The 22,312-nt window shown below is 40.4% G+C and carries 20 protein-coding genes and 1 riboswitch; of the genes, 5 read left to right on the forward strand and 15 right to left on the reverse strand.

Features of this window, described 5'->3' with window-relative positions:
• Positions 1–30: 30 nt before the first annotated feature.
• Together guaB and BLS24_RS03650 are read right to left on the reverse strand one after the other, a co-directional pair.
• Positions 31–1,482: an IMP dehydrogenase gene (gene guaB, locus BLS24_RS03645; RefSeq protein WP_071176835.1), complete on the reverse strand. Its 1,452-nt coding sequence runs from the start codon at positions 1,480–1,482 to the stop codon at positions 31–33.
• A gap of 20 nt (positions 1,483–1,502) precedes the next feature.
• Entirely contained in the window at positions 1,503–2,015 is a 513-nt protein-coding gene (locus tag BLS24_RS03650) for a DUF6106 family protein (protein ID WP_091756243.1), read from the reverse strand.
• Between the two features lie 312 nt (positions 2,016–2,327).
• Between BLS24_RS03650 and BLS24_RS03655 the strand changes: the two genes are divergently transcribed.
• Positions 2,328–3,125, forward strand: a complete 798-nt coding sequence (locus BLS24_RS03655; RefSeq protein ID WP_091756245.1) for a hypothetical protein — start codon at positions 2,328–2,330, stop codon at positions 3,123–3,125.
• 51 nt (positions 3,126–3,176) lie between these two features.
• Here the strand turns inward: BLS24_RS03655 and BLS24_RS03660 are convergent, their stop codons facing one another.
• From BLS24_RS03660 to BLS24_RS03700, 9 genes are all read right to left on the reverse strand, one after another.
• Entirely contained in the window at positions 3,177–4,496 is a 1,320-nt protein-coding gene (locus tag BLS24_RS03660; RefSeq protein WP_091756247.1) for an aspartate kinase, read from the reverse strand.
• A gap of 25 nt (positions 4,497–4,521) precedes the next feature.
• Positions 4,522–5,730: a homoserine dehydrogenase gene (locus BLS24_RS03665; protein ID WP_176764318.1), complete on the reverse strand. Its 1,209-nt coding sequence runs from the start codon at positions 5,728–5,730 to the stop codon at positions 4,522–4,524.
• 36 nt (positions 5,731–5,766) lie between these two features.
• A complete protein-coding gene (locus tag BLS24_RS03670) occupies positions 5,767–6,222 on the reverse strand; it encodes an ACT domain-containing protein (RefSeq protein WP_071176840.1) in 456 nt (151 codons plus the stop codon).
• Between the two features lie 147 nt (positions 6,223–6,369).
• Positions 6,370–6,876 (reverse strand): helix-turn-helix domain-containing protein, encoded by a 507-nt coding sequence (locus BLS24_RS03675; protein WP_091756251.1) that lies wholly within the window; start codon positions 6,874–6,876, stop codon positions 6,370–6,372.
• 253 nt (positions 6,877–7,129) lie between these two features.
• Positions 7,130–9,154 carry a glycoside hydrolase family 31 protein gene (locus tag BLS24_RS03680; RefSeq protein ID WP_091756253.1) on the reverse strand — a complete coding sequence of 675 codons (2,025 nt, stop codon included), beginning with the start codon at positions 9,152–9,154 and terminating at the stop codon, positions 7,130–7,132.
• A gap of 349 nt (positions 9,155–9,503) precedes the next feature.
• On the reverse strand, positions 9,504–11,057 hold the full coding sequence (locus BLS24_RS03685; protein WP_091756255.1) for an ABC transporter substrate-binding protein: 1,554 nt from the start codon (positions 11,055–11,057) through the stop codon (positions 9,504–9,506).
• A 177-nt stretch (positions 11,058–11,234) separates the two neighbouring features.
• Positions 11,235–12,179 (reverse strand): carbohydrate ABC transporter permease, encoded by a 945-nt coding sequence (locus tag BLS24_RS03690; RefSeq protein ID WP_091756257.1) that lies wholly within the window; start codon positions 12,177–12,179, stop codon positions 11,235–11,237.
• Positions 12,180–12,207: 28 nt separating this feature from the next.
• The gene (locus BLS24_RS03695) at positions 12,208–13,113 is read right to left on the reverse strand and encodes an ABC transporter permease subunit (protein ID WP_071176844.1); all 906 of its coding nucleotides are present in this window, start codon (positions 13,111–13,113) and stop codon (positions 12,208–12,210) included.
• A gap of 20 nt (positions 13,114–13,133) precedes the next feature.
• The gene (locus BLS24_RS03700; protein ID WP_091756259.1) at positions 13,134–14,156 is read right to left on the reverse strand and encodes a LacI family DNA-binding transcriptional regulator; all 1,023 of its coding nucleotides are present in this window, start codon (positions 14,154–14,156) and stop codon (positions 13,134–13,136) included.
• Between the two features lie 386 nt (positions 14,157–14,542).
• Here BLS24_RS03700 and BLS24_RS03705 point away from each other — a divergent pair, with 386 nt between their 5' ends.
• The 3 genes from BLS24_RS03705 (at position 14,543) to BLS24_RS03715 (ending at position 18,376) form a co-directional block, all read left to right on the forward strand.
• The gene (locus tag BLS24_RS03705) at positions 14,543–16,987 is read left to right on the forward strand and encodes a glycoside hydrolase family 94 protein (RefSeq protein WP_091756261.1); all 2,445 of its coding nucleotides are present in this window, start codon (positions 14,543–14,545) and stop codon (positions 16,985–16,987) included.
• Between the two features lie 128 nt (positions 16,988–17,115).
• Positions 17,116–17,895, forward strand: a complete 780-nt coding sequence (locus tag BLS24_RS03710; RefSeq protein ID WP_091756263.1) for a murein hydrolase activator EnvC family protein — start codon at positions 17,116–17,118, stop codon at positions 17,893–17,895.
• A 16-nt stretch (positions 17,896–17,911) separates the two neighbouring features.
• A complete protein-coding gene (locus BLS24_RS03715) occupies positions 17,912–18,376 on the forward strand; it encodes a bactofilin family protein (protein ID WP_091756264.1) in 465 nt (154 codons plus the stop codon).
• A 211-nt stretch (positions 18,377–18,587) separates the two neighbouring features.
• Here the strand turns inward: BLS24_RS03715 and BLS24_RS03720 are convergent, their stop codons facing one another.
• Positions 18,588–18,872: a YerC/YecD family TrpR-related protein gene (locus BLS24_RS03720; protein WP_071176850.1), complete on the reverse strand. Its 285-nt coding sequence runs from the start codon at positions 18,870–18,872 to the stop codon at positions 18,588–18,590.
• Between the two features lie 274 nt (positions 18,873–19,146).
• Between BLS24_RS03720 and BLS24_RS03725 the strand changes: the two genes are divergently transcribed.
• Positions 19,147–19,347 (forward strand): cold-shock protein, encoded by a 201-nt coding sequence (locus BLS24_RS03725; RefSeq protein ID WP_013281837.1) that lies wholly within the window; start codon positions 19,147–19,149, stop codon positions 19,345–19,347.
• 179 nt (positions 19,348–19,526) lie between these two features.
• Here BLS24_RS03725 and hisA read toward each other — a convergent pair whose 3' ends face one another.
• Genes hisA through dapA form a run of 3 tightly spaced genes read right to left on the reverse strand, consistent with a single transcriptional unit; the run spans position 19,527 to position 21,990 of the window.
• A complete protein-coding gene (gene hisA / locus BLS24_RS03730; RefSeq protein ID WP_091756266.1) occupies positions 19,527–20,300 on the reverse strand; it encodes a phosphoribosylformimino-5-aminoimidazole carboxamide ribotide isomerase in 774 nt (257 codons plus the stop codon).
• 42 nt (positions 20,301–20,342) lie between these two features.
• On the reverse strand, positions 20,343–21,098 hold the full coding sequence (gene dapB, locus BLS24_RS03735; protein WP_091756268.1) for a 4-hydroxy-tetrahydrodipicolinate reductase: 756 nt from the start codon (positions 21,096–21,098) through the stop codon (positions 20,343–20,345).
• A 1-nt stretch (position 21,099) separates the two neighbouring features.
• Positions 21,100–21,990: a 4-hydroxy-tetrahydrodipicolinate synthase gene (dapA, locus tag BLS24_RS03740; protein WP_091756270.1), complete on the reverse strand. Its 891-nt coding sequence runs from the start codon at positions 21,988–21,990 to the stop codon at positions 21,100–21,102.
• Positions 21,991–22,093: 103 nt separating this feature from the next.
• Positions 22,094–22,266: riboswitch (Lysine riboswitch) on the reverse strand.
• Positions 22,267–22,312: the final 46 nt, after the last annotated feature.

Raw genomic sequence — 22,312 nt, forward strand, 5'->3', positions numbered from 1 at the left:
GAAACCCGCTCCTGCAATTTTCACCCCTGATTAAACTGCACTATAGTTAGGTGCTTCTTTTGTGATCTGAATATCATGTGGATGAGACTCACGAAGTGATGCTGCAGACATCTTGATAAATCTGCCGTTCTCCTTGAGCTCCTCGATCGATCCACATCCGCAATATCCCATACCAGCTCTAAGACCGCCCATAAGCTGGAATACTGTATCCTCTACAGTTCCCTTATAAGCAACTCGTCCTTCTACGCCTTCTGGAACAAGCTTCTTGGCATCTTCCTGGAAATAACGATCCTTAGAGCCATTCTCCATAGCTGCGATTGAACCCATTCCACGGTAAACTTTATATTTTCTACCCTGATATAATTCGAAGTCTCCTGGAGCCTCGTCACATCCAGCAAACATTGACCCCATCATTACGAGGTTACCACCAGCAGCAATAGCCTTTGTAACATCTCCAGAGTACTTGATACCACCATCAGCGATGATAGGCACGCCATACTCTCTAGCAACTTTGTAGCAATCCATGATAGCTGTGATCTGTGGAACACCGATACCTGCAACTACACGTGTTGTGCAGATAGAACCTGGTCCGATACCAACCTTAACAGCATCAGCACCAGCCTCGATGAGAGCCTTTGTAGCCTCACCTGTTGCACAGTTACCTGCAATAACCTGAAGATCTGGGAATTTTTCTTTTATCATTCTAAGGCACTTAAGAACGTTCTCTGAATGTCCATGTGCTGAATCAAGTACGATAACATCAACCTTAGCATCAACAAGGGCTGCTACACGGTCAAGGCAGTTAGCAGAAATACCAACGCCTGCGCCGCAAAGAAGTCTGCCCTGGTCATCCTTGGCTGCGAGAGGATATTTGATTGTTTTCTCAATATCCTTGATTGTGATGAGACCTACAAGATTATAGTTGTCATCAACGATCGGAAGCTTTTCCTTCTTTGATTTAGCAAGGATGCTCTTTGCTTCCTCAAGTGTGATACCTTCCTTGGCTGTAACAAGGTTCTCACTTGTCATTACATCTTTTATCTTCTGGGAGTAATCTTTTTCGAATTTAAGATCACGGTTAGTAATGATACCAACCAGTTTTCTTCCTTCTGTGATTGGGACACCTGAGATGCGGAACTTAGCCATAAGTGAATCTGCATCTGCTAATGTATGATCTGGTGAAAGTGAAAATGGATCTGTAATAACACCGTTCTCAGATCTCTTAACCTTATCTACCTCTTCTGCCTGAGCTTCGATAGACATGTTCTTGTGAATGATACCGATACCACCCTGTCTAGCCATTGCTATAGCCATTCTGTGCTCTGTTACAGTATCCATTCCTGCGCTCATCATAGGAATGTTGAGCTTGATCTTCTTGGTGAGATATGTGCTAACATCTACCTGATTTGGTACAACCTGTGAATAAGCAGGTACCAAAAGTACGTCGTCAAAAGTAATTCCTTCGCCAATTATCTGTCCCATTTTTTCTTACTCCTCTTTTATCATTCTGTATAAACTTTTCTAGGTGCAACTGCCTTGATAGCAGATACAAACTCACTTGTAGGCTCTAAGATGATCTTCTCTTTGCCATCGTAAATGATCGTATATGTAGGATCAGGCTGAGCATTCTTGTCTTTTGATGAATAATCTACAACCTTGAATGTTCTGTTTTTGAATTCGTCTAAATGATATGAACGTGATGGAGCCATGATCTCGATGTGCTCAACGGAATAATTGCCCACGTGCTTACGGGAACTTTTATTAAGAACTTTATCTACTGAAATTTCTCTTTCGCAATACTGATATTCGTACTCGATAGTTGCATTAAGAGCTGCAAAATGATAACCAAAACCTGCGGCTATACAAAGGATCATGAACACCAATCCACCGCCGAGCAAAAATGCTCCGATAAAGAAAAGAATCGCAAAAATAAGTAACAAATACTTAAGAAAAACCATTACTGGTGATCCCTTACTAGGAACCAGACACTCTACATAATTGTTCTCTACACCCATGCTAGTCTAATATCCTCCTATAGTCTCAGCTATAAACTCCCCATTTACAGCCCATTTTATCGACTATCTTATATGTAATCTCAGCCAATGTCAAGGTGAAAAGTATCTAGTTTTTAGCAAATATTAAACCTAAATTTTATGCTAAAAAATCCTTATCTCATTGACATTTACAGATTAAAATCTGTATTATATCTTTCGTATGTGATCTAATAGTAGGATAAAAAGTATACCATCATTAATTATATATGTTTTTGCGATTAAATAAAATTATATTTTTGTAATATTTATCTGTTCAAAGCGGAGGAAAAAGCCATGTCATTGCACGATGAGATCAAAGAACAGCAAAAGAAACTAAAAGGTCAGGGATTTAAAGCTCACTGGGAATACTTCTGGGAATACTACAAGATCCATACCTTCGTAGTTATTGCAGCTATCATACTTCTTACAGTTCTTATAAAAGATATATCAAATAACAAGCCTTATGCTCTTTACGCAGTCTTACTAAACAGCAATGTGCCTGATACCGAGCAGACCTTTGAGTCTGATTTTACTGAATACGCGCAGATCGATACTAATAGCTATACCTGCTTCGTAGATACATCTTCCTCTTATAGGACTGATGCCATCAATGAGATGACAATTGCTACCTCAGAGAAGATCATGGCTAATATCTCAGCCAAAGAGCTGGATGTCATGGCCGCAGATACTGACATGTTCAGATATTATGCATATCAGGATGTTTACATGGATCTTAGAGATGCCTTTGATCAGGCGTTTCTTGATAAGTATTCAGACAAGATCTGCTACGTAGATAGAAAGCTTATTGAATATATCTCTTCCGAAGAATATCAGAATTTCATGCTAAATGGAGAATATGATGAGAACAACAAATATGCTGTCATGGCTGCTGAAATCTACAACAGAGGAATATATCCTGACATTCCTGTTTCTGAAATGGAAGACCCTGTTCCAGTTGGATTATATATCGAAGATTCAAATGCCATCAAAGAGAACAATGCCTACTATGGTCAGAAGTGCATTGTAGGAGTGATCATTAACACAGGCAGACTTGATACTGCCAAGCAGTTTGTAGAATTTCTTTTACAATAATAAATATATGCAAACAAAAAGTGAGCCCTAGGGCTCACTTTTATATTGTCATTAAACCTGAGTTGTTACGAAGATATCGTAGATAGCTCTGATTGCCTTTTCATAATCTCTTGTCTCAACACCAATGATGATATTAAGCTCTGATGAACCCTGATCGATCATTCTAACATTTACGCTTGCATGTGCAAGTGCTGAGAAGATTCTGCCGGCAGTACCACGTGTAGACTTCATACCTCTACCAACAACTGCAATAAGAGCAAGGTCTGAGTCAATCTCAAGCATATCTGGACGAGCAAGTCTGTGGATCTCTGAAACTACTGACTGCTCTTTTTCAATGAACTCATCCTGCTGAACAAATACTGTCATAGTATCGATTCCTGAAGGAACATGCTCGATGGAGATATTCTGATCTTCAAATGCCTGAAGAACCTTTCTCACAAAGCCTACCTCAGAGTTCATCTGATCCTTTAAGATATTTACGCAGCAGAAGCCTTTTTTACCAGCAATACCAGTGATGACGAACTTTGACTTCTTGGCTGTTGACTCAACGATCCATGTTCCTGGATCCTCTGGCTTGTTGGTATTTCTAATATTGATAGGAATACCTTCTTTTCTAACTGGGAAGATGGCGTCTTCATGAAGAACAGATGCACCCATGTATGCAAGCTCTCGAAGCTCTGTGTATGTAATAGTATCGATGTGTGGTGGCTTGTCGATGATCCTAGGATCTGCAACAAGGAAACCTGAAACGTCAGTCCAGTTCTCGTATACATCAGCCTTGATCGCTCTTGAAACGATAGATCCTGTTATATCAGAACCACCTCTTGAGAATGTCTTGATGGTTCCATCTGGATATGCTCCATAGAATCCTGGGATTACTGCATTAGGTGTCTTCTCAAGCTTCTTGGCCATGAGTTTGTTAGTCTTCTCACCATCGAAATCACCGTTCTTGTCAAAAGCAACTACAGTTGCAGAATCAATGAATTCAAATCCAAGATATGTAGCCATTACGATACCATTTAAGTACTCTCCACGGCTTGCAGCATAGTCGTTACCAGCCTTAGCCTTAAAGTTCTTTTCAATGGTCTTAAATTCATTTGAAAGATTGAGCTTTAAGCCAAGTCCCTTGATGATCTCATCGTAGCGAGCCTTGATAGCATCAAGCTGCTTCTGGAAATCTTTTCCAGCCTCTGCAAGAGCGTAAGTCTTGTAGAGCATGTCTGTAACTTTTGTGTCTTTGGAATTTCTTTTACCAGGTGCAGAAGGAACTACATAAGCTCTGTCTGGATCTAACTTGATGATCTCGCCCACTTTCATGAACTGCTCTGCGCTAGCAAGTGAACTTCCTCCGAATTTAACTACCTTCTTCATAATAGTATGATCTCCTCAAATTTCATCAATATAATCTGATATAACCCTTAACACTATCCATCTTCCAAAGCTTTTCTTCAAAGTCTTTTTCTGAAATGGAATCTGTAATAAATGCAAACTCATTTGGAATGCTGTTTCTCTTGACTACGTCTAAGTTGCTTCCAAAGATCTCTCTTGCCTGATCTTCAAGATCAGCTGCAACTCTTACAAAGAAATGCCTTACAGCGTTATCCTTAGGCGAAAGAGCTGCTTTCTCAGCCTTCATGTTTACTTCGATGTGTTTGCCCTTGTGCTTGACCATATCGATCACGTCAGCTACTACCGCGCTTGCTGTGGCATTCTTGCCCGCTCCTTTGCCGTAAAACATAACGTCGCCTAACATATTACCATGAACATTGATGGCATTAAATACCCCATTTACATTTGCAAGTGGATTCTCATAAGGAATGAGGAATGGTGCAACGATAGTAAAAAAGCCATTCTCATTTCTTTTGCACATTGCAAGAAGCTTGATAGCCATATTAAGTGATCTTGCATATTCAAAGTCCTGAATATTGATCTTGCTGATACCCTCTGTGTAGATATCCTCATAATCAACATGCTTGCCACTCATAAGACTTGAAAGAATCGCGATCTTACGACATGCATCATAGCCCTCTACGTCAGCTTCTGGATTACGCTCAGCATATCCTTTCTCCTGTGCCTGTTTAAGGACTGTCTCAAAGCCAATTCCCTCTTTATCCATCTTAGTTAAGATATAGTTGGTTGTTCCATTTAAGATACCTGTGATTGAGTCGATCTTTTCATGTTTAAGGGAATCGTTAAGGCTTCTAAGAACGGGAATTCCGCCACCTACACTTGCTTCAAAAAGGTAGCTTACACCGTTTGCCTTTGCAAGCTCTACAAGCTCTGGTCCATGAGCCGCCACAAGCTCTTTATTGGATGTGCAGACGCTCTTGCCCTTTGAAAGAGCCTGCTTCTCAAATGTAAAGGCTGGTTCAATTCCACCCATTGTTTCGCAGATCACGTCTACTTCTGGATCATCGAGAATAACATTTATATCGTGAACCACCTGTGACTCATGCTTGTCACCAGGAAAATCTCTAAGATCAAGAATATATTTAAGCTCAATCTTCTCGCCTGAGCTCTTCTCTACTTCAGCTGCGTTGGTATCAAGAACTTCAACAACACCGCTACCTACTGTGCCATATCCCAAGACTGCTACTTTTGCCATTACATCCTCCAATTTTTCATAATATTTTTCCTCAATTTATGCAAAGGTTGCGCTGCGTCCGGAAATGTGGACCTTGTGGACGCCGCTTGCCTTTTCCATCTTGTCGATCATATCCATAACATCTCTTGTAGTTGGGAGAACCTGGATCGTTATCGAAATTGATGCAACTCCATTAAGTGGAATAGACTGGTGAATAGTCAGAATGTTTGCACCAAATTCAGCAATAAGATTTAGAACGTAGGATAAAAGACCTACTTCATCATTCATCTGGAATGTAAGAGTTAATGTTGTTCCCTGCAGGCTGTCGTGGAATTCGTAGATGTCCTCTTTGTATTTATAAAAAGAGCTCCTACTGATGCCCACACTATCGGCTGCGTCATTTACAGTTTTTACCTTACCAGATTCTAGGAGCTTCTTGGCTTCTACAACCTTTAAAAGAACCTCTGGAACTGCCTGTTTTCTTATAACATAGTAGCCTGCATCCTGCTGCATTTCTCTCACCTACAAAATCGAAATATTTGTTTTTGTACCACGGACATTTGTATGTACTGGAAAGAATTTTAGCACACTAAAGTTATAAAGGCAATAGGCAAAACAAAAAAAGTTCAGCATAATTGCTGAACTTTTTTGGATACTATTTTATTTTCTCAGCTTATCAAGCTTTTCTTTGTCAATCTTACCATCTGCAATAGTATTAGCAACCCACAATTTGAGAGCCTCTACAGTTACATCGATGTGCTCAAGCTGTGTCTGAATGCTGGCAAAGTCAGGAAGCTCATCATCTGTGATCTCACCATCAGCAGTTATCTCGATCAATCTATTCTTTTGACGCTCAAGAGAATTAAGGGAAGATAACATAGCAAGTACGATTTCTGATAATGAAGAAATCTTAACTTCAGGCACTGAAGTTCTACCTATAGCACACTCGTGAGTGCAATAATAATTGCAAAGCTCAGGCTTTCTATATGCCTTGGCCATAGCAACTACATCTTCAGGATAAATATTAGTCTTGCCTGTTTCCATCTTTTCAAGACTGCTCTCAGAGATTCCTCCCATAAGCTCACTTGCCTGAGCTCTGGAAAATCCCATTGCTTCTCTACTTTCGAAAAAGATATTCTTGTTTTCCTTAATGGATCTCTTTCCCATGAAACCTCCCAAAAATCTGCATTTCGCCGTTTTAGCAAATTAAACTATCATATTTTGCAATCACTAGTATGTTACTGTATTTTGCGATAATTTACAATAAAAACATCAGAAAAAGCGAAAAGCCACGGTTATTGGGGTGCCGTGACTTTTCATACGCTTATAAAAGGAAAGAGTTAGGAGTGTTACATTTTCATGTAGCACTTCTTAACGCATCTATTATGTTATCACAATTGTCTGACCAATTCAAACATTTTCAGAGTTTTTCAAAAACTGGCATGTACTCAATTGGAGCACTGACCTTCACAGTTCTTTCACCTGCAAACTCTTCACCAGTACTTGTCAGTTTCCAATTGCCCTTTGGAAGGTAAACTTCTCTCTCAAACTCATTCAAATGAAGAATAGGAGCTACAAGGTATTTTTCACCAAACATGTACTGATCCTGAATATCCCAGCACTTCTCGTCCTCAGGGAACTCATAGAACATTGTTCTGATAAGTGGTGAGCCATTTGTAGATGCTTCATTATAAAGAGCTTTTATATATGGCTTTAACTCTTTTCTGATATCATAATATTTCTTCATGATCTCGAAGTTGTCATCGCCATAGCTCCACATTTCGTTATCCTGGCCTGTATGAAGATATCCGCCGCCCCAATCTCTATCATCAAGAGCTGGAATATTGTAAGGTCCACGGTCTCCATGAAGTCTGAATACAGCAGTATAAACAGCAAACTGATACCATCTGATAAGAAGCTGTCTAAAGTCTGGGTCATTTACATCATCTGTCATGAATCCGCCGATATCTGTTGTCCACCAAGGAATACCCGCAAGTCCCATATTAAGACCGCACTGAAGCTGATCCTGAAGAGCTTCAAATGTACTTGGAACATCTCCTGACCATACTACATTTCCATACTTCTGGCTTCCCGCCCATGCGCATCTTAAAAGGTTTACAGGGTTCTTCTGGCCCTCTTTTACCATATTATCGTAGAATACGCGGCTATACTTCTGTGGATAAAGGTTACTAACTTCAAGAGCTGAACCATCAATATATCTGAAGTTCTCGAAGTCATATACGCCATAATCAGGCTCAGAGTTATCAAGCCAGAATCCATCTATTCCAAAGTCATAGTAGTTCTTTTTGCAAACTTCCCATACATATTTACTGGTCTCAGGATTAAATACGTCGATTTCCACGCAGTCGCCCTGATAATCATATGTCTGAAGGGCACCTCTCTCAGTCTTGATAAGAAGGCCTTTTTCAAGCATAGGATAGAAGTTCTCACTCTTTCTATCTACAGAAGGCCATACAGATACAATTACCTTGATTCCCATGCTGTGGAGTTCATCTACCATAGCCTTTGGATCTGGCCAGTATTTCTTGTCAAATTTCCAATCTCCCTGATATGTCCAGTGGAAGAAGTCGATTACGATCTGATCAATGTGGATTCCAAGCTCTTTGTACTTGCGTGCAATAGAAAGAACCTCATCCTGAGTTCTGTATCTTAATTTGCACTGCCAAAGACCCATAAGTTCCTCTGGGAACTCTCCTGCATATCCTGTTGCAGATGCATAGTTTGCTACGATCTCCTTTGGAGTATCAGCTACTGTGATGTAGTAATCCAGCTCTTTTGTTGAGTACATATCCCAAAGTGTCATATTGTTACCAAAGGTAACCTGTCCAACACCAGGGTTATTCCATAACATACCATAACCAAGAGAAGATACAGCAAATGGTACTGAAATCTGTGAGTTTCTCTGAGCAAGTTCAAGAGTACATCCCTTAAGGTTCATGTTCTGCTGCTGGTATTGTCCCATACCAAAAAGCTTCTCGCCTGGATTACTATCAAAGCGTACCTTAAGCTTGTAATTATCTGAGCCCTGAACGCCCTTCCACTCTCTGTTAACAATCTTAAGGCATCTACTCTCTCTAGAGATAGTTCCATCATAAGAACGGAAATATTCTCTTAATATAAGCTTATCCTTCTTATAAAAAGACATAACGCCTGCAAAATTCACTTCACAGGAAATATCACCATTTGTAATCTTTCCGTGAGTTCTGTCTACATCTGTTCCCTCACCAGTTCTGTAAGTAACGTCAAAGGTCTTAACCTCTGCGCTTGTTTCCTTCACTTTTTCTGTTAACGCCCAATTATTGCCAGTAAAATCCTTGAGCATTGTTGCTCTAACCCTAAGTGAATTCTCACCCCAAGCTTCAACTCTGACTGTCTCGCCTTGCCTCTTAAACACAAGGGCATTTTTCTCTGCGATAAACTCCATACAATACCTCGCTGTCTTTCTTCTGTTTGATATAAAAATTCAATTGTTACTTTTTGCCAAGTACGCATTTCGACTTAGCTTTTGTTTCTCACTTCACCATCTTATCATTAGATGGCGCTGTGTGAATACATAATATTTGAAGCAGTGTTAAAAAACGTCGGTACTTAGGTGCTGTTTTTTGGCACCTTAGTACCGTTACGTTTTTTATCAAGCGAAAGCGTCTGCAAAAATGTTATGTGTTCACACAGCGCCCCCAATAAAAAATCGGGAAGCCAACACTTTTAAAAAAGCCATGGCATCGTAGATGCCATGGCTCTTATTATACCATTATTAGGTGCTCAAAAGTTAATTACTTTGAAGCCTTCCAATCGTCGTACTGCTTCTGGAACTCAGCAAGTACATCCTGGTAACCAGCTTCGTCAAGAGCTGCCTGGTACTTCTCAAGTGTAGACTCAACGTCTGCAGGAGCAACACCACCGTTCTCAAGAGCGAATCCGTATGTATCAAATACACCAGCGCATGCTGTGTACTGAGCCTCTACAGAAGACTTGTCAAATCTGAATCCAGCTGCTGATGATGTGTTAGCACCACCATTGAAATCATTGTAAAGCTCTGCCTTGTTAGCTGGCTCGTTGTCAAGTGGAGTAACGATTGTAGCGTTAGCTGACTCCCACATTGAGTGGTTGTACTTATCAGATGTCTGTGTTACCTGATGATTTGCATCATATGTGAAGTCTTCACCTTCGATACCGAATGTGTACATATCAGCAAGTGTTGAATCTGTGTAAAGGAGACCAAGGAAGTCTACACAAGCCTTAGCCTGCTCAGGTGTTGAGTTAGCTGTTACACAGTAGCATGATCCAAGAGCTGATGTTGAGTGAGCCCATCTCTGTGTTGCTGGAACCATTGTTACATCCTGGCCATAACGAGCATCTGCTTCGTCATTAACTGGGATATCTGTCCACCATGAAATAGCCCAATCCTGTGTCTGTGTTGTTGTATCTGTTGTAACCTTTGTGAAGTCATCCTCTGAGATGTATCCCTTGTCTGCCCAATCAGCGATGAGTTTGCAGAACTCAAGGTACTCAGGAGTCTGGATTGTATCAACAACTTCATCTTTTGCTCTATCTACAGCAAAGAAGTTTGTAGCTGAATCAGCTGTGAAGAAATCAAACTTATCAATGTACCATCTGTAGAACATAGCTGTCTTCTGTGTAAGGAATGGATATTTAAGACCATCTGCCTTAGCGTCAGCGAGCATTGGCTCAAGATCCTTAAGCTCTTTTACGCTGTTAAGATCCCAGTTGTGCTGGTCTACAAGATCCTGACGGAACATGAAATCATATCCCTCAACGTTGTCCTTGTATACAGGTACGAAATAGATCTTTCCATCATACTTAGCTGCTTCCCACTGTCCTTCAGCCATTGAGCTGTAAAGAGGTGTTCCAGGAACGAGGTCTGTAAGATCGTATACAGCGTTTGCTGGATAAAGATCGTTAGTACCGATTGTTCCTTCCCATGAAGCTGTCCAAAGAAGGTTGATCTCGTTGTTTGCAAGTGCAAGGTTTGCCTTATCTGTGTATTCACCAGATCCGATATCTGTAAGCTTGATCTGTACAGGGATCTTGTCTGCGATATACGCATTGATTGCATCCTGAACCTTCTGAACCTGAGCTGAATCAGGGTTTGCAAGGTTGAATGTGCATCTGTAAACACTGATTTCTGTTACATCACCGCTTGCTGCAGGTGCTGCTGCTGAATCTGAATTTGAGTCAGCTGCTGGTGTCTCTGTAGCTGTTGAATCATTTGACTCTGTAGCTGCAGGAGTTGTGCTTCCGCATCCAGCAAGTAATGAAAGTGACATTGCTGATGCCATAAGTACTGAAATAACTTTCTTCTTCATATTTTCCTCCTTTAATTAAGAAAATAAATGTATGTGATCCCCCGTTGTTGGAGTTTCAACCGTAATAACCCACCGCTTTGAACTTCATAAAATTGTAACAAGGAAGTTCTGATCTCGCTTCGCTCGCCAGAACGAACTTCGCTTCTAAGCTCGAAAATACCTCGCTAAGAGCTCAGTTCAGCCCTTAACTGAACCAACTGTAAGACCTTTGATGAAGTACTTCTGGAAGAATGGATATACTACCATGATAGGTCCGATAACTACTAATACAGTTGCCATTGTTGCAGAGTACTGTGGAATAGTTCCACCCATAGCTGCTCTTGCTGATGCAGGAACGTTTGAGTTGTTGAGAAGGAACTCAATACTCTTCTGAATGTTGATAAGAAGTAACTGCAAAGGCTTCTTAGCATCTGAATCGATGTACAAAAGTGCGTTCTGCCAATCATTCCAGTATGTTGTTGCCATCATGAATCCAACCGCTGCAAGTGATGGTTTCATAAGAGGAAGAGTGATCCTAAAGAATGTGTAATACTCTCCTGCTCCATCAATCTTGGCTGCTTCCATAAGCTCTGCTGGAATACTGTTAGCAATGTAAGTTCTCAAAATGATTACATTCATTGTTGTTACGCAAAGTGGAAGGATTAGGAGCCAAAGGCTATCTTTCAAGTGATAATAACTTGTGAAGATAATATATCCTGAAAGTGTTCCACCATTGAACAGCATAGGAATAAGCAGATAGATTGATAAGAACTTTGAAAGCCAGAAATCTTTTCTACTTATTGAATATGCATACATACTCATGAACAAAAGTCCAAGGAATGTACCAGCAACAGTTACGAAAATTGTAACTGTGTATGATCTAGCAAGCTGCTGACCATATCTAAGCACTGTACCCATACCAGCCAGTGACCAGTCCTTAGGCCAGAACTTAAATCCGTTCTGTACGATACTCTTTTCATCTGTAAAAGCAGCTACGAATGTAAGCTCTACAGGAAGAAAAGCAAATAATGTAAATGCAATAAGAATAATTGCAAGTATGATCTGTCCTACAGTCACCCTCTCTTGTCTGGAAGGCGCTATATCAAGTTTGTGATTTTCTTTCTTTACCGACATCTTTGCCATTTCTTTTTACCTCTCTTTTCTAGTCCAATTAGAACAATGCGTTCTCTGGTGCAATCTTACGAACTGTTGTGTTAGCAAAAAGCATAAGCAAAAGTCCGACAATCGACTGGAAGAAAGAAGTTGCGGCAACAAATCCAAAGTTTGAATTCTTGAAGATCGCATTAAGTACATAAGAGTCGATAACCTGTGTTGTCTCATAAAGGATTCCACTGTTACGTGTTACCTGATAGAAGAGACCTGTATCTGAGTGCATTACTGATCCAACTGAAAGAAGAAGCATTACAGTGATCATTGGGATCAGTGAAGGAATTGTGATGTTTGTGATCTTCTGCCATGAGTTAGCGCCATCGATATCTGCTGCCTCATAAAGCTCTGAATCAATTCCTGCAAGTACTGACATATAAAGAACTGAACCATATCCAGTATCTTTCCAAATCTTAACTACAAGTAAGATGATCGGCCACAGATTAACAGCTGAATAAAACTTTGTGCTGGAACCAAATGTGTGGTTGATGATACCTGTGTCTGAACTGATGAATGCATATACAATGAACTGTACAGCTGCATAAGAAATGAAGACTGGGATGATCATAAGTGTCTGCATTGTCTTAGCAAGTTTCTTGAATACAAGCTTATCGATCATGATTGCAAGTGTTACATTCAAGAATGTTCCTACTATAGTAAATAAAAGATAGTAGAGAACTGTGTTCCTTGTTATCTGAATGAAAGTAGCCTTTGATGCTAAAAGGAACTTAAAATTTTCAATACCGTTCCATGGGCTCTTCCAAATACCGTCTGCGTAATTGAAATTCTTGAAGGCCATTACAAGACCTGCCATTGGTACGTACATAATAAAGAACAAAATCAGAAATACTGGTAGAGCCATTACTACGTGTGCTCTGTGTTTCCAAGTATTATGCAAAAAAGCTTTCATAATATTCCTCCCGGTCTTACTTAATTTTTGTTTGCAATATTCAGAATTGATTCGCCCTCATCAAGTTCCCCTTCAACTGTTATATGCTCTATAAGAGTTCCCTTAGGGTTATTGATCAGGTCTATCAGTTTGGTAGCAGCCAGACTTCCTATCTCTTCGGTATCCTGTACCACAGTAGTAAGTCTAGGACTGATCCTTCGGCTAATGTCGATTCCATCATATCCCGCTACAGATATGTCCTCTGGAATCCTAAGTCCTCTCTGTCTAATTGCATTCAACCCTCCAAAGGCTGCAAAGTCATCAGGATAAAGGATACAAGTTGGAGGATCTTTTAAATCAAGCAATTTGTTGGTCATGGCAAAAGCTGAATCAGTATCTCTATATGGGCTTGTCACTACATACTCATCAGGAATCGTTACTTTGAAATCCTGCAAGGTCTTATAGAAACTAGATAATCTCCCCTGGGTTACCGCAGATTCCAAACCGTGAATGTAAGCAATCTTTCTATGACCTCTTTTATATATGTAGGAAACAAGTTCCCTCATACCGCTAACATTATCAGAAACAATTGAGATCCTGTTACTGAACATATAGTCAATTGTCACAACAGGAATGTTGCTCTTGATAAGTTCTTCTACCTGTGGATCCGTAAAATCTACGCAGGCGATCATGACACCATCAAAGCCTCTATAAATTGCGTGAGATAAATATGACATGTTGTTTGCTCTTGTCTTATCTCCATTTATAAAAGTGATGTCAAAGCCGCTCCTCTCAGCTCTTTTCTTAAAGCTATCAAGCACATGTGAAAAGTAGTCGTGAGTCAGGCCACTGTTCGCCTCATCTACAAACAGAACGCCTATGTTGTTAGTTTTATTTGTCTTAAGCGCCTGGGCTGCAGCATTAGGATGATATCCCAGCTTTTCAGCAACTTGTCTAACGTTTTCTTTGGTCTCTTTGCTAATATCACTGTGGTCATTTAGCGCCTTAGAAACCGTAGCTACCGAAACCCCGCAAGCCTTAGATATGTCCTTTAGTGAAACCATTCTTTTTGTCTTACAACCTTTACTAAAATCACTTAATCGTTTTCGCACTTTCAATATACATCAATTTGACACCTAAATCAAGTATGCCTGTTATTTTTTTGTGCATTATTTATATTTTTGTTTGGTTTGAACAAATTACTTGTCGCTTTTTCATATATATTTCCAAATTTAGTCATTGTTTATTAATATTTGGTTTAAACGTTTTCGATATGATTCAGTAAACATCTATGTTTATAGGAAACGTTTATCAAAGCGTTGGTTTTTCCGCATAAAATCGCAGTTTTTTGAGGGATTATTTTTATAATTTTTCTATTGCGCAAAAGTTTTTTCCCATATATAATGTGTCTAGAAATTTATCTTAAACGTTTAAGTATTAGGAGGTTTATATGAAGTACGGATTTTTCGACGATAACGCCCGTGAATACGTCATCACCACCCCCAAGACTCCATTACCTTGGATCAACTATTTAGGTAATAAAGAGTTCTTTTCACTTATATCTAATACATGTGGTGGTTATACATTCTATAAGGACGCCAAGCTTCTCAGACTTACCAGATATCGTTACAACAATGTTCCTTATGACAATAATGGTAAGTATTTTTACATCAAGGACCTGAACGAGAATGGTCTTGTTTGGAACCCAGGATGGCAGCCAGTCAAGACAACTCTTGACAGCTATGAGTGTCGTCACGGTCTTGGATACAGTAAGTTCTCATCTTCCAAGAACAACGTTAAAGCTGATCTTTTAACCTTTGTTCCTATGAATGACAACTGTGAAGTATCTAAGCTCACTATTACTAATAATAAGGATACGGTTGCTAAGCTTTCACTCTTCTCATATGTAGAATGGTGTCTCTGGAACGCAGATGATGATATGAAGAACTTCCAGAGGAACTTAAGCACAGGTGAAGTTGAGATTGCAAACGGTGGTTCAGTTCTTTTCCACAAGACTGAGTACAGAGAGCGTAGAAATCACTATGCTGTATATGGCGTTAACACAGAAGTTAACGGATATGATACTAGCAGAGATGCATTCCTTGGTGCATATAATGGACCTGATTCTCCAGACGTTGTTGCAAATGGCAAGTGCACAAACTCTGTGGCAAGCGGATGGTCACCAATCGCTTCACACCAGATCGATATCGAGCTTGCTCCATCAGAATCTAAGACTTTCATATTCACTCTTGGCTATATTGAGAACCCAGAGGATCAGAAGTGGGAGTCATACAGTGTTATCAACAAGAAGCCTGCTTTTGCTATGCTTGATAAATATAAGACTGTTGAGGCTGTTGATGCAGCACTCAAGGAACTCAATGATTACTGGTCAGAGCTTCTTGGTATCTACCACATCAAGTCTTCTAATGAAAAAGTAGACAGAATGGTAAATATCTGGAACCAGTATCAGTGTATGGTTACATTCAACATGTCTAGATCTGCTTCATATTATGAGTCAGGTATTGGACGTGGAATGGGCTTTAGAGATTCTTGTCAGGATCTTCTTGGATTTGTACATCTTATCCCAGACAGAGCCAGAGAAAGAATCATTGATATCGCTTCCACTCAGTTCCAGGATGGTAGCGCATATCACCAGTATCAGCCACTTACCAAGAAGGGTAACTCAGACATCGGTTCAGGATTCAACGATGATCCACTTTGGCTCATTGCTGGTACTAGTGCTTACATCAGAGAGACTGGTGATATTTCAATTCTTAACGAGATGGTTCCTTTCGACAACGATATGAGCGTTGCCAAGACTCTTATGGGACACCTTAAGTGCTCATTTGATTTCACAGCAACTCACAAGGGACCTCATGGTCTTCCACTTATCGGACGTGCTGACTGGAACGACTGTCTTAACCTTAACTGCTTCTCAGAGCACCCAGGTGAATCATTCCAGACATTTGGTCCTTCAGAAGGTCCTGTTGCTGAATCTGTATTCATCGCTGGTATGTTTGTTAAGTACGGTGAAGAGTATGCTCAGCTCTGTGAACTCCTTGGAGATGACGCTGAAGCTAAGCGTGCACGTGAGGAAGTTCAGAAGGTTTATGATGCAGCTATCACAGCTGGTTGGGATGGCGAATGGTTCGTAAGAGCTTATGATGCTCATTCTAATAAAGTCGGTTCAAAAGAGTGTGAGGAAGGCCAGATCTACATCGAGCCTCAGGGCTTCTGCGTACTTGCAGGTATTGGTGTCAAGGAAGGTCTTGCTGAGAAGGCTCTTAAGAGCGTTGAAGAGAGACTTGATACCAAGTACGGTGTAATGATCCTTCAGCCTGCTTATACTAAGTATCACTTAGAGCTTGGTGAAGTTAGCTCATATCCACCAGGATATAAAGAGAATGCTGGTATCTTCTGCCACAACAACCCTTGGGTTTCAATCGCAGAAACAGTTATGGGTCACGGCGACAGAGCATTCGACGTTTACAAGAAGACATGTCCTGCTTACATCGAAGACATCAGTGAGATCCACTGCACAGAGCCTTATGTATATTCACAGATGGTTGCTGGTAGAGATGCTAAGTTCCATGGTCAGGGCAAGAACAGCTGGCTCACAGGTACAGCTGCTTGGACATTTGTAAATATCTCACAGTACATCCTTGGTATCTATCCTACTCACAAGGGACTTTCAGTTGATCCATGTATCCCTTCTGACTTTGGTGATTTCGAGGTAACAAGAAAGTACCGTGGTGGCGTATACAACATCTCTGTTAAGCAGAATGGTTCTCAGAAGGGTGTTAAGAAGCTCATCGTTAACGGAAAAGAGCTTTCTGGCAACGTAATTCCTTATGAAGAAGGCGTAAAAGAGTATAACGTAGAAGTAATTATGTAATTACATATTTATGTAAACGAAATAAGCTTATGTAAAATCCCCTGCAAGCCGCATAAATAGTGGCTTGCAGGGGTTCTTGCATACTTTGTGGCACTTATGTTAAAATAGCTTGTTAGTCGGAGGTGAATATGAGCGCAGAACAAAAGCCCAGAAAGCACAGACACAAGAGGCATTATACCTTTATGGTTATCTCAGGTGACTCAGACGGAACTACAAAGCGTCTCCATCTGAATCATTTTAAAACACAGCTTCTTGCTTACACTGCTTTCGTAGTAGCATTAGTGCTTCTTTGCTACATAATCTTTTCAGCAATGACCATACATAATCTAAAGACAATACAGGCTGAACAGAAGGTCCAAATTGAAGATCTCCAAACTGAGAACAGCACTCTGGAAGCTTCAAACGAAAAACTTGTCACAGAGGAACAGCAATTAAGAGCCGCTCTTAATCTTAGGCTTGAAAATGAGCAGCAGTCCGCTGAAGAGGCTGAAACTCTTGCTATCCCATCAGGATTTCCTTTAACAGGAACCGCTTCTATGACAAATGCAGTAGACGACACTAATTCAACTACTATTACAAAGATCACAGATGATAATAAAGACGACGCCGTAGGTAATCCTATTGTTCTTTTTGAAGCAGCATCAGGAAGTAACATCATCGCTGCCGGTACAGGTACTGTTTTGTCTGTGACAACCGATGCCAAATTTGGCAATGCAGTCACTATAGACCACGGAAATGGCTATATCTCTATATACAGATATTCTGGCGATCCTTTAGTTTCTGAAGGTGATGAAATAGCCAGAGGCAACATCCTTTTTGTTGTAGGCAATGATACCACTTTAGGTTATCAGATAATGCAGGATGACAAGTATGTAGATCCTGAAGAGCTTATAGAGATCAACGGTTAAAATTGGAGGAAATAAAATGTTTGGAAACAAGAAAGACTCTACTGAGGATAATACTCTTTTAGAGCAGGTAGGAACCATCATTGGCCCTGGTGCTGTGATTGATGGTCCTCTTACAACAAAAGATTCAACAAGAATCGATGGAACAATCAAAGGTAACGTAACAGTAAGCGGTGCTCTTATCATTGGTCAGGAGGGCAAGGTTGTTGGTACTATCTCAGCTCTTAACGTTTATGTAGCTGGAGAAGTTAATGGAAACATCGCAACATCACAGGGTAAGATTGAGATCAGCGACACAGGAAAAGTTATCGGCGACATCACATGCAAAGGCATCATCATCGACGAGAACGCTGTATTCCAGGGCAAGTGTGAAATGACTGGAATCGACAAGAACTCAGCCGAAGTTGCCAAAGAACGCGCCGTAGCCGACAAAGAATCATCCGATGTTGCCACAGCCACATCTTCAGAGGAAGAGAGCAAGTAATTTAGTTAATGCGTTTGATGCGTATAAAGTTTTAGCGTGAGCGATTTATTTTTTGCAGCTGATGCATAGCATGAAAAAAGACTGGGAAAATTTGCGTTCTGAACGAATGTGAAGCAAATTTTCTCAGTCTTTTTGAATGTTTTATGCATCCTGCAAAAAAATACTATAGAGCGAACGATAAAGCTTTATACCATCAAACGCCCTTCACCAATTACTGCATTCTTTCGAAGACTAATTCGTAGCCGTCGTCGCCGTAGTTGAGTGAACGGTTTACTCTACTAATAGTAGCGGTAGAAGCTCCTGTTTTTTCTGCAATCTCAAGATAGGTCTTGTGATCTCTGAGCATTGATGCAACTTCAAATCTCTGTGAAAGAGAAAGAAGCTCATTTACTGTGCAAAGATCTTCAAAAAAGCTATAACAATCCTCTTTATTCTGAAGGCATAGTATTGCGTCAAACAGGTGATCCACTGCATCTGTTCTAATCTTCTTGTTCATATTGCCATTTCCTCCATTCTAGTTTTTACCCCATCATAATTATCAGTTTTTCGTCTAAAAAACTTTTGTGCTTAAATATTTTAACACTCTAACCTTTTAAAGTAAAGAGGCGACATAAAAAACTCGAAAAAGCACTAAAAATTGTAATGAATGTACGCAAAATACCAAAAAATGCGCTTTACTTTTGGATTTATCTGTGATAATCTAAATTTGTTGTGGTAGTGTACTATTACAACAGAACGATTATTTTTTTATTTTTAGTGGAGGTATTACAATGAACAAAGGTACTGTTAAGTGGTTCAACAACCAGAAGGGTTACGGCTTCATCTCAGACGAGGCTGGAAATGATGTATTCGTACATTATTCAGGACTCAACATGGAAGGTTTCAAGTCTCTCGAAGAGGGCGCTTCTGTAGAGTATGATGTAATCCAGGGCGAAAAGGGACCTCAGGCCGTAAACGTAAACAAGCTTTAATTCTAGGAATTAAGCGCTATTAATCAGACTACAAAGTGCCTTATTCTAAGTATATATATATTTTGAATTTGCAATATTGTACCAATGATTAAGAGAAAAGAGATATCGATTCGATCGATATCTCTTTTTTTCGTTGCCTCTAAGTTTCCCATTATTAACATAAAAAACCCGCCAGATTATTACTGGCAGGCCTTTACTATATCTTCTATTTTCAGTGAGCCGCCAAAGATTTCTAAGGCGCTACCTACTGTTACGTCTATCTTACTTTTACCAAGCTTTTTAAGCTGCTTAACATCAGAAATTGAATGTACGCCGCCAGCATAGGTAATTGGAAGCTTGGCCCATTTTCCTAATATAGCTGCCACATTCTCTTCTATTCCGTTTTGCTTGCCTTCTACGTCAGCTGCATGAACAAGTATCTCGTCGCAGTACTCAGAAAGTGTATCAAGAGTCTCAGCATTAAGTTCAACATCTGTCATCTTCTGCCATCTGTCAGTTACTATGTAGTACTTGTCATCCTGCGCTTTACAGGACAGATCAAGGACTATACGTTCTTTGCCAACAGCCTTAACAAGCTTATTTAAGTTAGTGTAATTTATCTTACCATTTTTGAACACATAGGAAGTTACTATCACGTGAGAAGCACCGGCTTCAAGGAATTCTTGAGCATTATCAGCTGTTATGCCTCCACCTACCTGCAAGAGCCCAGGAGCCGTTTTAAGGGCCTCTAAAGCTTGTTTCTTGGTTCCTTCATAAAAGGGACTGTCTACAGGGTTAAGGAGGATGATATGACCTCCAGAAAGCCCCAGCGCCTTATACATATTTGCATAGAACGCCGCATCCTTGGTTGCTACAAAGTTCTCTCTGGCTACATCTCCTTGGTCCTTAAGCGAACTTCCAACTATCTGCTTTACTTTGCCGTTATGTATGTCTATACAAGGTCTAAAGTTCATCTGTGGTAAATCCTTATCACTTGCTTAGGTCTACAGTTACAATTAGGCAAGGACATCGCTCATGTCGTACATTCCTGCTGCCTTACCAGCAAGGTACTTAGCTGCTTCGATAGCTCCTTTGCCAAAAATAGCTCTTGAATATGCTCTGTGTGAAAGAGTTACAACTTCATCGTGACCAGCAAAGATAACATCGTGGTCTCCTACAATTGTACCACCACGAACAGCAGAAATACCTATCTCTTTAACAGGTCTTTTCTCTCTTCTGGTGCTTCTATCATAAACATACTCATATTCATTATTAAGAGATTCATTGATGCTGTCTGCAAGAGCAATTGCTGTGCCGCTTGGTGCATCGAGCTTCTGATTGTGGTGCTTTTCAACGATCTCAATATCAAAACCTGCTGCCGCAAAAAGAGGTGATACCTCCTTGAGGACCTTCAAAAGGGCATTTACACCAACAGACATGTTTGCTGATTTAAGCACTGCTACTTTTGTAGCTGTTTCTTTTACCTTAGAAAGCTGCTGCTCTGAAAGACCTGTTGAGCACAGTACAACAGGAATATTCCTTGCTACGCAGTGATCAAGAAGTCCGTCAACTGCTGATGCATTAGAAAAATCAACGATAACATCTGCATCTACATTGCACTCAGCAAGGCTCTTAAATACTGGGAAATCGTAACTATTCTCACCAAAAGCATCTACGCCTGCTACTACTTCGATCTCTGGATCTTCTTTTACGAGATCAATGATAACGTGACCCATACGGCCATTGCAGCCGTGCATAATCATCTTTGTCATCTTATCTTACCTCCAGACCAAACTTTACCATCTCTTCTCTGAGCTTAGCCTTATTTGCCTCTTCCATCTCTGTAAGTGGAAGACGAAGTGGGCCAGCCTCGATGCCGATCATCTTGAGAGCACTCTTTACAGGAATAGGATTAACCTCTGAGAAAAGAGCCTTCACAAGAGGAAGAGCCTTGAACTGGAGCTCTCTAGCTGCTGCATAATCTCCATCAAGACATTTCTGGCAGATCTCGTGAGTTTCACGAGGTGCTACGTTAGAAAGAACTGAGATAACGCCAAGTCCACCAACAGACATGATAGGAACGATCTCATCATCATTTCCTGAGTATAGATCGATGCATCCTTCTGCAAGCTGCATCATCCTGGATGTCTGAGCGATATTACCTGTAGCATCCTTGATACCTACGATATTCTTGTGCTCCTTGCAAAGCTTAACAGCTGTCTCTGGAAGGATATTGCAGCCTGTTCTGCTAGGAACGTTATATAAAATGATTGGAATATTAATTGCATCTGCAACTGCACCAAAGTGTGCAAGAAGGCCATTCTGAGTAGCCTTATTATAGTATGGCGTTACCTGAAGGACTCCATCTGCACCGTATTCTTCAGCAATCTTAGAGAGCTTTACTGCTGTTTCTGTACAATTAGAACCTGTTCCTGCGATAACAGGAATTCTCTTGTTTACCTTATCAATACAATATTTAACAACATCCATGTGTTCTTCTTCTGTCATGGTTGCTGCTTCGCCTGTGGTTCCGCAAACTATGATAGCATCTGTTCCGTTCTCGATCTGGAACTCGATAAGTCTTCCGAACTCTTCGTAGTTCACTTCTCCGTTTTCTTTGAATGGTGTTGCGATTGCAACTCCTGCTCCCTTAAAAATTGCCATTTTATCCTCCTTCTGGCTTTGGCGCACTATTTGCAATAGAAAAGGCCCATCAGATAATCTGATGGGCCGTATAAATCTAATTACAGCATGTACTATAAATAAGCTGTTTGATAGCGCCCCATCTTGCGATGACAGTCATAAAGCTATTAACTTCATGCCCAAGTACTTAGTAAACAGGTACTAAGCCTTTCGGCGTATTCACCTTTTGTCCTGCTTCTCCTGTGCCTGACACATCCGCAGGATTACTCATTGAATTACGCAACCTCTATCTTTTTGTTTTCATTTTTTAAATACTACACCAGCAGTCAAGCCTCTGTCAATA

The sequence above is a fragment of the Butyrivibrio sp. INlla18 genome, from assembly GCF_900103635.1.
GTDB lineage: Bacteria > Bacillota > Clostridia > Lachnospirales > Lachnospiraceae > Butyrivibrio.

Bases quoted from the DNA above. Each gene is read 5' to 3' on its own strand.
- guaB (WP_071176835.1), bottom strand. From the start codon at position 1,482: ATGGGACAGATAATTGGCGAAGGAATTACTTTTGACGACGTACTTTTG.
- BLS24_RS03650 (WP_091756243.1), bottom strand. From the start codon at position 2,015: ATGGGTGTAGAGAACAATTATGTAGAGTGTCTGGTTCCTAGTAAGGGA.
- BLS24_RS03655 (WP_091756245.1), top strand. From the start codon at position 2,328: ATGTCATTGCACGATGAGATCAAAGAACAGCAAAAGAAACTAAAAGGT.
- BLS24_RS03660 (WP_091756247.1), bottom strand. From the start codon at position 4,496: ATGAAGAAGGTAGTTAAATTCGGAGGAAGTTCACTTGCTAGCGCAGAG.
- BLS24_RS03665 (WP_176764318.1), bottom strand. From the start codon at position 5,730: ATGGCAAAAGTAGCAGTCTTGGGATATGGCACAGTAGGTAGCGGTGTT.
- BLS24_RS03670 (WP_071176840.1), bottom strand. From the start codon at position 6,222: ATGCAGCAGGATGCAGGCTACTATGTTATAAGAAAACAGGCAGTTCCA.
- BLS24_RS03675 (WP_091756251.1), bottom strand. From the start codon at position 6,876: ATGGGAAAGAGATCCATTAAGGAAAACAAGAATATCTTTTTCGAAAGT.
- BLS24_RS03680 (WP_091756253.1), bottom strand. From the start codon at position 9,154: ATGGAGTTTATCGCAGAGAAAAATGCCCTTGTGTTTAAGAGGCAAGGC.
- BLS24_RS03685 (WP_091756255.1), bottom strand. From the start codon at position 11,057: ATGAAGAAGAAAGTTATTTCAGTACTTATGGCATCAGCAATGTCACTT.
- BLS24_RS03690 (WP_091756257.1), bottom strand. From the start codon at position 12,179: ATGGCAAAGATGTCGGTAAAGAAAGAAAATCACAAACTTGATATAGCG.
- BLS24_RS03695 (WP_071176844.1), bottom strand. From the start codon at position 13,113: ATGAAAGCTTTTTTGCATAATACTTGGAAACACAGAGCACACGTAGTA.
- BLS24_RS03700 (WP_091756259.1), bottom strand. From the start codon at position 14,156: ATGGTTTCACTAAAGGACATATCTAAGGCTTGCGGGGTTTCGGTAGCT.
- BLS24_RS03705 (WP_091756261.1), top strand. From the start codon at position 14,543: ATGAAGTACGGATTTTTCGACGATAACGCCCGTGAATACGTCATCACC.
- BLS24_RS03710 (WP_091756263.1), top strand. From the start codon at position 17,116: ATGAGCGCAGAACAAAAGCCCAGAAAGCACAGACACAAGAGGCATTAT.
- BLS24_RS03715 (WP_091756264.1), top strand. From the start codon at position 17,912: ATGTTTGGAAACAAGAAAGACTCTACTGAGGATAATACTCTTTTAGAG.
- BLS24_RS03720 (WP_071176850.1), bottom strand. From the start codon at position 18,872: ATGAACAAGAAGATTAGAACAGATGCAGTGGATCACCTGTTTGACGCA.
- BLS24_RS03725 (WP_013281837.1), top strand. From the start codon at position 19,147: ATGAACAAAGGTACTGTTAAGTGGTTCAACAACCAGAAGGGTTACGGC.
- hisA (WP_091756266.1), bottom strand. From the start codon at position 20,300: ATGAACTTTAGACCTTGTATAGACATACATAACGGCAAAGTAAAGCAG.
- dapB (WP_091756268.1), bottom strand. From the start codon at position 21,098: ATGACAAAGATGATTATGCACGGCTGCAATGGCCGTATGGGTCACGTT.
- dapA (WP_091756270.1), bottom strand. From the start codon at position 21,990: ATGGCAATTTTTAAGGGAGCAGGAGTTGCAATCGCAACACCATTCAAA.